At 33.9% G+C, this 9,828-nt stretch carries 10 protein-coding genes and 1 rRNA gene; 3 read left to right on the forward strand and 8 right to left on the reverse strand.

The window, feature by feature from the left end:
* Nucleotides 1-205: 205 nt before the first annotated feature.
* Nucleotides 206-1,357, reverse strand: a complete 1,152-nt coding sequence (locus ABEB31_RS19515; protein ID WP_347053335.1) for a FecR family protein — start codon at nucleotides 1,355-1,357, stop codon at nucleotides 206-208.
* A gap of 280 nt (nucleotides 1,358-1,637) precedes the next feature.
* Here ABEB31_RS19515 and ABEB31_RS19520 point away from each other — a divergent pair, with 280 nt between their 5' ends.
* Nucleotides 1,638-2,237 carry an RNA polymerase sigma factor gene (locus ABEB31_RS19520; RefSeq protein ID WP_347053336.1) on the forward strand — a complete coding sequence of 200 codons (600 nt, stop codon included), beginning with the start codon at nucleotides 1,638-1,640 and terminating at the stop codon, nucleotides 2,235-2,237.
* Nucleotides 2,238-2,354: 117 nt separating this feature from the next.
* Here ABEB31_RS19520 and xylA read toward each other — a convergent pair whose 3' ends face one another.
* The 6 genes from xylA to ABEB31_RS19550 all read right to left on the reverse strand — a co-directional run bounded on the left by xylA (nucleotide 2,355) and on the right by ABEB31_RS19550 (nucleotide 8,366).
* Nucleotides 2,355-3,680 carry a xylose isomerase gene (xylA, locus tag ABEB31_RS19525; protein ID WP_347053337.1) on the reverse strand — a complete coding sequence of 442 codons (1,326 nt, stop codon included), beginning with the start codon at nucleotides 3,678-3,680 and terminating at the stop codon, nucleotides 2,355-2,357.
* A gap of 7 nt (nucleotides 3,681-3,687) precedes the next feature.
* The gene (locus ABEB31_RS19530; protein ID WP_347053338.1) at nucleotides 3,688-5,169 is read right to left on the reverse strand and encodes a xylulokinase; all 1,482 of its coding nucleotides are present in this window, start codon (nucleotides 5,167-5,169) and stop codon (nucleotides 3,688-3,690) included.
* Nucleotides 5,170-5,173: 4 nt separating this feature from the next.
* Entirely contained in the window at nucleotides 5,174-6,181 is a 1,008-nt protein-coding gene (locus ABEB31_RS19535) for a GntR family transcriptional regulator (protein WP_347053339.1), read from the reverse strand.
* Nucleotides 6,182-6,348: 167 nt separating this feature from the next.
* On the reverse strand, nucleotides 6,349-6,861 hold the full coding sequence (locus ABEB31_RS19540) for a glycoside hydrolase family protein (RefSeq protein ID WP_347053340.1): 513 nt from the start codon (nucleotides 6,859-6,861) through the stop codon (nucleotides 6,349-6,351).
* Nucleotides 6,862-6,877: 16 nt separating this feature from the next.
* Nucleotides 6,878-7,615 carry an SDR family NAD(P)-dependent oxidoreductase gene (locus ABEB31_RS19545; RefSeq protein ID WP_347053341.1) on the reverse strand — a complete coding sequence of 246 codons (738 nt, stop codon included), beginning with the start codon at nucleotides 7,613-7,615 and terminating at the stop codon, nucleotides 6,878-6,880.
* Nucleotides 7,616-7,919: 304 nt separating this feature from the next.
* Nucleotides 7,920-8,366 (reverse strand): PepSY-like domain-containing protein, encoded by a 447-nt coding sequence (locus tag ABEB31_RS19550; protein WP_347053342.1) that lies wholly within the window; start codon nucleotides 8,364-8,366, stop codon nucleotides 7,920-7,922.
* Nucleotides 8,367-8,624: 258 nt separating this feature from the next.
* On the opposite strand from ABEB31_RS19550, the gene ABEB31_RS19555 reads away from it, so the two are divergent.
* Nucleotides 8,625-8,966 (forward strand): alpha/beta hydrolase family protein, encoded by a 342-nt coding sequence (locus ABEB31_RS19555; RefSeq protein WP_347053343.1) that lies wholly within the window; start codon nucleotides 8,625-8,627, stop codon nucleotides 8,964-8,966.
* Nucleotides 8,967-8,980: 14 nt separating this feature from the next.
* The gene (locus ABEB31_RS19560; protein ID WP_347053344.1) at nucleotides 8,981-9,112 is read left to right on the forward strand and encodes a hypothetical protein; all 132 of its coding nucleotides are present in this window, start codon (nucleotides 8,981-8,983) and stop codon (nucleotides 9,110-9,112) included.
* A gap of 643 nt (nucleotides 9,113-9,755) precedes the next feature.
* Here the strand turns inward: ABEB31_RS19560 and rrf are convergent.
* Nucleotides 9,756-9,828 (reverse strand): 5S ribosomal RNA (gene rrf, locus ABEB31_RS21715); the annotation flags it as partial.

The following is a 9,828-nucleotide window of genomic DNA, read 5'->3' on the forward strand; positions in this document are numbered from 1 at the left end:
ACTTTTAAAATGTTTTTTAATGTTGGTTGGTTAATTAACTGACCGCATTTTTATTATCCGGAAAGTGTTGGCGCACTTTCCGGTTTTTTATAATAACGATCCTTTGCTTTTGGATTCTTTTTACATAGGCGTTTGTTTATTTTATATTTTAAGATACTGGTGCTTAGTCTTTTCTTTATAAGTTTCAAGAACTAACGACTAAAACTTATTTAATCGTAATTTTATCCTTATCAATATTGTAATCAATTGCGTAACTGTCGCTGAAATATTTCAGAACCACCTCAATTGGCTCGTTATCAAAACGGGCATTAAAAATTTCTTTTCCCAGAGTTTTGTTTTTATTTATAAAAGTTACATTGTACTGACGTTCCAGCCTCTTGATGATCGCATCAAAAGAAGCATTTTTAAAAACTAGACCGCCCTTAACCCATGCCGTGTAGTAATCTGTATTAACCTGTTCGGTTTGAAATTGAGTTTGGCCTTTCTCATTTGAACCTTTATAACCTGGTTTCAGATACGTCTGGTTTTGCTTTGTTTTTTGATTTTTATACAGCGAAACTTTTCCTTCAACCAATACAACATCAGTTTGCACATTGTCGCTATAAGAATCAAGATTGAATTTTGTTCCTAAAACTTCTACATTAACTTCCGGTGTTTTAACCGTAAACGGATGCGCCTTGTCTTTACTCACTTCAAAATAGGCTTCACCGGTTAAATAAACCTCTCTGCTTTTATTTCGTAAAAACTGAACCGGATATTTTAAAGACGTGCCCGAGTTCAAATGCACAATAGTTCCGTCTGACAATTGCACTTCAAACTTTTTACCGTACGGAATTTTAAGCGTATTGTAAACCAAATCTCCCTCTGCAAGCGCTTTAGTGTAAACCAATCTGTTTTTTTCCTGTTTTCCGATTACATTTCCATTCTTATCAGTAACATTTTTATTTTCAGATGTGTCAATGTTTTCAGAGGAACCATTACCAAATTGTAAAACAATCTCATCCACTCTTGGTACGATAATATTTGGTTTATCGCTTAAAGAATGTGAATTGTTATAAAAATAAAATCCGCCTAAAGCGAGAATTATAATTGCCGCATATTTATAATAAGAGGAAAATCTTCTTTTATAAAAAACATTATTTTCTTTCTGAATTCTTTCTGAAATTTGTTTTCTGACCTCGGTAGAATCAAAAGTATTCAGTGAGGTATCTATCGCGTAATTGACTTTTATAAAATCTTTAAACACCACCTGATTTTCTTCGTGTTTAAGCCATTCAGTCAGCTGCTCAATTTCTTCCTGAGAAGCTTGATTTGTAATAAATTTAACAATTAATCGCTCTGACGTTTTTATTGTCATTTTAGTCGTTTTTAATATTATTACGAAGCAAAAAAACAAAACCCTAACAATTTGATAAAGTTTTTTTCATTTTGATGATTTTTTTATTTTTCACAAGTCTTTTCTTTCATTAAAACACTATTAAGTTCATAGAATTAATATGACAAAATTATCCAGGTCTCCATTTTAGCCGGTTTTATTTGTACTAATTTTCAAATAGAAAGTCTAAAAAAGAGCAAATTTTATCGAATTACGTGGACCAATTCCAACCTTACAAAGTATAATTTATATATTTGTTTTTATGAAGTTTGATGATTTCCATAACAATGATGTATTAATTGAAGCTCTTCGAAGTGGAGATGAGTCTGCTTATGCCTATCTGATAGAAACGTATCATCATAAACTTTGTGTCTATGCAAATAGTCTCGTTAAGAATGTTTACAGCGCAGAAGATATTGTCCAGAATGTTTTTATCAGGATCTGGGAACAGCGTACGAGATTAAAAACAGATCATGCCTTAAAAAGCTTTTTATATAAATTGGTTTATAACGAGTTTATCGACTTGTACCGAAAAAACCAATCTCTGTTTTCTCTAGAAAAATCCTATTACGAAGCTTTGAACGGAATTGTTAACGAAGATGATTCTGAATCTTTTCAAAGGGTACTAAATGTTGTCAACAAAGAAATTCAGAACCTGCCTCCAAAATGCAAACAAGTTTTTATTTTGAGTAAAAAGGAAGGTTTAACTAATATCGAGATCGCAGAACATCTAGATGTTTCCATAAAAACGGTTGAAGCTCAGATTACAAAAGCCTTTTCTATTTTACGTTCTTCGCTTGACGAAAAAGTAAAAAATATTCTTTTCTTACTATTCGGAAAAAAGAAAAAATTTATAGCTTAAATGGCTCAAAAAAAAATCCCTTTCAAGTTACCGAAAGGGATTTATATTTTTTTTAATCAATATATGATAGAGAAACCCAAATATTATATAACCTTTGGATTCTAAACATCTTACCGATTAAATATATTGATTGATAATATTTTCAAACAATTCCTGTTTACCGCTTTGAAGATTTAACTCTCCATTTTCATGAGCGATATTGTAAAGATCTTTAAGGTCTAACTTTCCGTTTTCAAAATCTTTTCCTTTTCCGGAATCAAAAGAACTGTATCTTTCTGATCTTAATTTTTCGTAAGGAGAAGAAGTAATGATTTTATCTGCAGTCAGTAAAGCTCTTGCAAAGGTATCTGCTCCGCCAATATGTGCTAAGAAAACATCTTCCAAATCTGTAGAATTTCTTCTTATTTTAGCATCAAAGTTTACTCCTCCGCCCTGTAATCCACCAGCTTTCAAGAAAACCAGCATCGCTTCGGTAGTTTCCTGGATGTTGTTTGGAAACTGGTCTGTATCCCAGCCATTTTGGTAATCTCCTCTGTTAGCATCAATACTTCCTAACATTCCAGCTTTTGCCGCAACTTCTAATTCGTGTTGAAAAGTATGTTGTGCCAAAGTCGCGTGGTTCACCTCGATATTGATTTTGAAATCTTTATCTAAGCCGTATTCTTTTAAGAAACCGATAGCAGTTGCCGAGTCAAAATCGTATTGGTGTTTTGATGGTTCCATAGGTTTTGGCTCTATAAAGAAAGTTCCTTTAAAACCTTGTGCTCTTGCATAATCTCTTGACATCGTAAGAAATTGTGCCATGTGGTCTAACTCTCTTCCCATATCTGTATTTAAAAGAGACATATAACCTTCTCTTCCTCCCCAGAAAACGTAGTTTTCACCGTCTAAAGCAATAGTCGCATCCAGAGCCAATTTAACCTGTCCACCTGCGCGGGCAACAACATTAAAATCAGGATTTGTAGCGGCTCCGTTCATAAATCTCGGATTTGAGAAACAGTTTGAAGTTCCCCAAAGTAATTTAATTCCGGACTCTGCTTTCTTCTGCTTAAGGTATTCTGTTATAGCAGCCAAACGTTTTTCTGATTCCGCGAAAGTTGGTCCTTCAGCAATCAAATCATAATCGTGAAAACAGAAATAATCAAATCCCATTTTGCTTATAAACTCAAAAGCTGCATCCGCTTTATCTTTTGCCGCCTGTAACGGATCTGACGATTGGTCCCATGCAAAACTTTGAGTTCCGGGTCCGAATGGGTCGCTTCCTTGTCCGCAGAAAGTATGCCAGTAAGCGATCGCAAATCTAAAATGTTCACGCATAGTTTTTCCGGCAACAATTTGATCCGGATTGTAATATTTAAACGCTAACGGATTATCTGATTCCTTCCCTTCAAATTTAATTTGTCCGATACCTTTGTAGTATTCTTTATTTCCTAAAGTTATCATTTGTCTTTTATTTATTAGTTAATATTAATTCCAGTTCTTTTTTCCATTTTTGGTATGCTTTCTCGTATTCTTCTTTGTTTTTAAGCGGTAAAAAAGTCATTACGTGATCGTTAGTTGTAATTCCTGAACTAAACTTATCATAATCTCCGTCTTTTAATCCCACTGCTCTCGCCGCCCCAACAGCGCCGGTTGTATTGTAAATCTCGATTTCGTGGCCAATTAAGGTTGCAACTGTATTCGAGAAAATTTCAGAACGGAAAAGATTGTCGTTTCCGGCTCTTATGACATTAATAACTGCATTATCCTCTTTTAAACATTCCATTCCGTACACAAACGAAAAAGCAATTCCTTCCAGAGAAGCCCTGAATAAATGAGCGCTGTTATGAATGTTGAGATTTAAATTAAGAAAATGCGTTCCGATATTTTTATTATTGAACATACGCTCTGCACCATTTCCAAACGGGATCACGACCACACCTTCAGATCCGATCTCAATCTCAGAAGCTTTCTCGTTCATTGTTTCGTAAGAGTCATTCCCCATATTATTACGAAGCCATCTGTACTGAATTCCTGCTCCGTTAATATTCAATAGTTTTCCAACTCTTGGCGTTTGTAATTCGTAGTTTACGTGAACAAAATTATTTACTCTCGTACTTTTTCCAGATGTTGCTTCGCTTACTGCATAAAAAACACCCGAAGTTCCTCCTGTTGCCGCCACTTCTCCCGGATGCAAAACATTTAAAGCCAATGCATTATTGGGCTGGTCCCCTGCTCTGTAAACAATTGGAATTCCTGCCGGAAGCCCGGATGCTGCTGATCCTTCTGCATTAATAATTCCTTGATTGGTGAAATTTTCGACGATATTGGGTGTCAATGAAGTATCGATCCCGTAATATTCTAAAAGCCAGTTGGCTACTTTATTTTCTTTATAATCCCAAAGCATGCCTTCAGACAAACCATTTTTTGTGGTTGTTACTTCGCCTGTGAGTTTCAAAGCGATATAATCTCCGGGAAGCATATATTTATAAATCCTCTTATATACTTCAGGTTCATTTTCTTTAACCCATTTTAATTTAGAGGCAGTAAAATTTCCAGGTGAATTTAGCAAATGCTCCATACATTTTTCCTGACCAATTTCAGTATAAGCCTGATTTCCAATTTCTACTGCACGGCTGTCGCACCAGATAATCGAATTTCGCAAAGCTTTTCGAGCTTGATCGACTATTACTAATCCATGCATTTGGTATGAGATACCAACCCCCACAATTTTTGAAGCATCAATATTGGCTTCGCGAATGGCTCTTTTAGTGGCTTTACAAATATATTCCCACCACATTTCCGGATCTTGCTCGGCCCAGTCAGCATGCACCGAAACAATTTCCATTTCATTTTGGGGTTCATTCAAAACAATTATTTTTTTACCCGTTTCTGCTTCTACGATTGCCGCTTTTACAGAAGAACTTCCAATGTCATATCCTATATAATACATAACTTTATAATGATTCTCTTAAAATTAATTTAGTTGGTACATAACACTTCGTTTCTTCGTCGTGTGTGATAAATGCTGCTGCTTTGGTCCCCATTTCTTTAAAGTCGGTCGATATAACCGAAATTCCTTTATATATAAATTTCTTCATTGGAGTTTCGTTGTACGAAAGAAAACCAACATCTTTTCCGGGCTCAAAATTTTTGTCTTTACATTGTTCCAAAAATTCTCCTAAAATTCGGTCACTTACACTGATGTAGGCAATCCCCTTTTCAATTTGAAACTTTTTAGAATCCGTAAGAATTTCATATTCAAACCCAAAATCTTTGCAAAACTTCTTAAAATATTCTACTGTCTCCCACGGATGATTTGTAAAATCAGGGTATACAAATGCAATTTTTTTATACTTTTTAAACAAATCAGCTGCCTCTTTCAAAGCTTCATAAAACGCACCGCCAAAATCCTGAAAAACATAATTACTCTTTTTAGAAGCCTGAATATTCCAGTCAATCAAAAGCAGTTTATCGTTCGAAATAGATGACAAAGTCGGCGCTATTTCCTTATGGTTAAAATTCATCACAACATATTTGTAATATTTCCCGATACCATTATTGATTATTGTTTTAAAAACATCAATATTATAATGATGAAACTGCACATCAATAATTACATTATCTGCCAGATTATTCACAACCGAATGATACAAAACCTCTTTATAAGCCTTAAAAGTATCTAAAACCAAAAGCACTTTTCTTGTTTCTCCTGCTACGTAATATCCCTTATTTGGCACAGAATCAATTACATTCTGCTCTTTTAAAATTGAATAAGCCTTAAAAACTGTGTCTCTCGAAAGCTGATAAGTCTTGCAAATCGCATTAACAGATGGCAGTAAATCTCCTTTCTGCAATATATTCTCTGCAATAGCATTCGTAATTCCGTCAACCAATTGTTGATATTTCGGAATATCACTCTCATGATTAACTTTTAATACCACTTTTTCTTCTTCTTTTTGCATACCGTTCTGTTCCGTTCTGTTATGCTAAAGTAAAAAGTTGTAGCTTATAAAAAAAATCTTTTTCCCATTAAATTTGTTAATTTTTAATGGTCTGATAATAAATTACTTTACAATTCCATCACATTCGGTTTTCTAACAAAATTTTCAACAAATCATATATCAGTTATTTAATCAAATAATCTTCTTATTCCAAAAGAATCAATCGAAATTATCGATCCATCTTCTAAATAATCAATTTTTGTTACTTTCATATTTTGCAAAAGATTTGTTTCTTGTGATAAACTTTCGTCAAAATAAACCAAATACCATTCGTTCTCAACTTCTAAAATAGAATGATTGGAAGCCCAATTACCAACCGGATTCAAAATTTTGCCGTGAAACACATAAGGCCCATTTGGATTGTCGCCAATCGCATAACAAATAAAATGTGTATCCTTTGTCGAATAAGAAAAATAATATTTTCCGTTGTATTTATGAACCCATGAAGCTTCAAAAAAGGGATGAACATGATCGTCTAATAAAACTACTCCACTTTTATCTATAATTAAAACCTCATTTCTATGCTCATTAAGCGTCATTTCTTCCTTTAGTATCGCCTCAATTTTTTCCACAGAAATTTCATTACAAAAGGTTTCATTATTGTATTTCGCATCTCTGGGCAATCCTACTGCTTCCTGCATATTTATACAATTAATTTTAAAAACCAATACTGTTGCCGCCATCAACTGGCAAAACAGTACCTGTAGTATATTTTGATTCGTTTAAGGCGAAATAATAAACTGCATCTGCAATATCAGATGGTTCTCCCAAATATCCCAATGGTGTTCGTGATAGTACCTTATTCTTTCTTTCCTGATCATTGTCCAGGGCAGTTGATGACATTTTTGTTTTAATAAATCCCGGAGCAATGCAATTTACACGAATTCCAGCCGGAGCTAATTCTGTCGCCATCGCGCGTGTCATAGATTCAATCGCACCTTTGCTTGCTGAATAAGCAATCACTTTGGGAATGCCATATTGGGATGCCATTGAACTTATATTTACTATACTTCCGCCTCCATTTGCTTTCATGTTTTTAATAACTTCACGACTTACCGCGAAAACACTAAGTAAATTAGTATGAATAATCGAAAGGAAATCGGAGTCCGTTACATCCGTAACCTCTTTTTTCATATTAATTCCAGCGTTGTTAACCAAAATATCTATTGTTCCGTTTTTTGTAATGCTTTCAATCATAGAAGGAATATCTTCCAAATTATTTAAATCAAAAATTACAGGAATGGCATTTTCTCCTATTTCCTTGCATGCTTCCTCTGTCTTATCTTTGGATCTTCCAATAATGTAGGTCGTTATTCCATTATCACACAGTTTTTTTGCTGTTGCAAATCCTAATCCCGAATTACCTCCGGTAACAATTGCTTTTTTAGTACTCATAATTTAAAATATATTTTTTGACTTTATTTAATCTCCTTAGCAAAAGCATCTAATCTTACCTTTAACATTAATCTTATCTATTTATAAATCAAATATAAAACTACGTAAAAAAACAATCGGTTGTGTAAAAATATAGAATTGTTGCTAATGAAAGATATTTTGACGTACTTTTTTTTATTTCTTATTACAAATAAAGGCAGGATAATTATAAAAACTATCCTGCCTATAGCAACAAAACTTGAATATAGATTTATTTATCAGCTAAAAAATCCTTTAAAATTTAAAGGCATTTACTTATGTGAAACTATTTTTTATTGATGTTATTATTTTTATCTTTTAAAATTTTTCCGTCTTTGGTAAATTCCAAATCAATTTTATTCGTTAAATCAATATCGAGATCTTTATGTCCGTAATCTATGTGAGTAATTTTCTCGTTTGGATAATTTTTAGCCACATACTCTCTAATTTCTTTTGGAATAAATGCCGTTGGAATTGCTTTATCTTCGCCGTCCACTTCACGATAAGATCCGTCTTTCCAGAATTCTACTTCTGTTCCGTCTTTTAATTTTACTTCATATCCTTTTTCACCATGTTCTGCATCCTTTTTAGCAATTTCAACAGCAACACCACTAAAATGTTGTTTTAAAAATTCCTGCGCTGGTTTTGGCAATTCTGTAACTTCGATTTTTTTCTGTGCGCTGGCCGAGATTGTTATCAACAATACAAAGGCTGAAAATATTGTGCTTTTCATAATTTATTTTTTTTAAGTATATAACTAATTTACTACAAGTAAAATCGTCTTCAAATCTATTTAAGAAACTTTTAGAATTTTTAACCGAACAACAATTAATTTGTAACCTAGTCAAAACCATTAAATTATAACCACATGCGTTACATCTCAACGATTGCATTTTTACTTTTAATTACAACATGATAAAAAGAAAACAATACCAATCTTTCCACTTATTTTACGTACGAACAAAACAAGATTGAATCTGCAGGAGTGAAAATGATTCCTGTATTAACACCAGTGGGAGAATTTAAAGTGTGGACAAAACGTTTTGGAAACAATCCAAAAATAAAAATATTACTGCTACATGGAGGACCCGCTATGACACACGAATATATGGAATGTTTTGAAACATTCTTCCAGCGGGAGGGTTTCGAATTATATGAATACGATCAATTAGGATCTTATTATAGTGATCAGCCAACAGATAGCAGTTTATGGACAATTGACAGATTGTTGATGAAGTGGAACAAGTACGTAAAGCAATTAATGCAGATAAAGATAATTTTTAGGTTCTCGGTAATTCCTGGGGAGGAATCCTTGCGATGGAATACGCTTTGAAATATCAGCAAAATATGAAAGGCTTATTAGTTTCTAATATGATAGCAAGTGCTCCGGAATACGGGAAATATGCTGATGAAGTTTTAGCAAAACAGATGAAACCCGAATTACTTAAAGAAATTAGAACATTAGAATCCAAAAAATGATTTTAGTAATCCAAGATATATGGAGTTTCTTCCCCTAATTTCTATAAAGAGCATTTATGCCGACTGCAAGAATGGCCAGATGGACTAAACAGGGCCAGCAAACATGTAAACACAGCTATTACAACTTAATGCAGGGACCCAGTGAATTTGGGATAAGCGAAAGATGAGCCAACTGGGATATCAAAAATCGTCTACACGAAATTATAATTCCAACGCTGATGATTGGAGCAAAATATGACACAATGGACCCGAAAGCAATGAGGAACAAAGTAAATGAGTCAAAAATGGTCATTATCTTATATTGTCCACATGGAAGTCATTTAGCTATATGGGATGATCAAAAAGTCTACATGAGTGGAGTTATTAAATTCATACACAAGGTTGATGATGAAAATTATCAAATTAAACAAATCCAAAACCACTAAAAAGAGCGTTTTTGCTTATTATGGCGTATCCCTTCGGGCCGGGCTTTACGTTGTATCTATGCGGAGTGATGTTCAGTTAAAAAAGAAATAGCGGTTCCCTCATAAGGATGCCGCTCCCACCCTGACGCAGGCGGGTTCAAATACTTTCATTTTAAAAATAAATGCAATTTATGTAAAGCGAAAAAACCCCTATCCGTTATGGATAGGGGTTTTCAAAAGAAAGGCGACGACATACTCTCCCACAATACTGCAGTACCATCTGCGCAGGCGGGCTTAACTACTCTGTTCGGG

This window comes from Flavobacterium olei (assembly GCF_039749035.1).
In the GTDB taxonomy this organism is placed as follows: domain Bacteria; phylum Bacteroidota; class Bacteroidia; order Flavobacteriales; family Flavobacteriaceae; genus Flavobacterium; species Flavobacterium olei.

Excerpts from the sequence above, each read along its gene's own strand:
- ABEB31_RS19515 (WP_347053335.1), bottom strand. The coding sequence starts at position 1,357 with ATGACAATAAAAACGTCAGAGCGATTAATTGTTAAATTTATTACAAAT.
- ABEB31_RS19520 (WP_347053336.1), top strand. The coding sequence starts at position 1,638 with ATGAAGTTTGATGATTTCCATAACAATGATGTATTAATTGAAGCTCTT.
- xylA (WP_347053337.1), bottom strand. The coding sequence starts at position 3,680 with ATGATAACTTTAGGAAATAAAGAATACTACAAAGGTATCGGACAAATT.
- ABEB31_RS19530 (WP_347053338.1), bottom strand. The coding sequence starts at position 5,169 with ATGTATTATATAGGATATGACATTGGAAGTTCTTCTGTAAAAGCGGCA.
- ABEB31_RS19535 (WP_347053339.1), bottom strand. The coding sequence starts at position 6,181 with ATGCAAAAAGAAGAAGAAAAAGTGGTATTAAAAGTTAATCATGAGAGT.
- ABEB31_RS19540 (WP_347053340.1), bottom strand. The coding sequence starts at position 6,861 with ATGCAGGAAGCAGTAGGATTGCCCAGAGATGCGAAATACAATAATGAA.
- ABEB31_RS19545 (WP_347053341.1), bottom strand. The coding sequence starts at position 7,615 with ATGAGTACTAAAAAAGCAATTGTTACCGGAGGTAATTCGGGATTAGGA.
- ABEB31_RS19550 (WP_347053342.1), bottom strand. The coding sequence starts at position 8,366 with ATGAAAAGCACAATATTTTCAGCCTTTGTATTGTTGATAACAATCTCG.
- ABEB31_RS19555 (WP_347053343.1), top strand. The coding sequence starts at position 8,625 with ATGATTCCTGTATTAACACCAGTGGGAGAATTTAAAGTGTGGACAAAA.
- ABEB31_RS19560 (WP_347053344.1), top strand. The coding sequence starts at position 8,981 with ATGAAAGGCTTATTAGTTTCTAATATGATAGCAAGTGCTCCGGAATAC.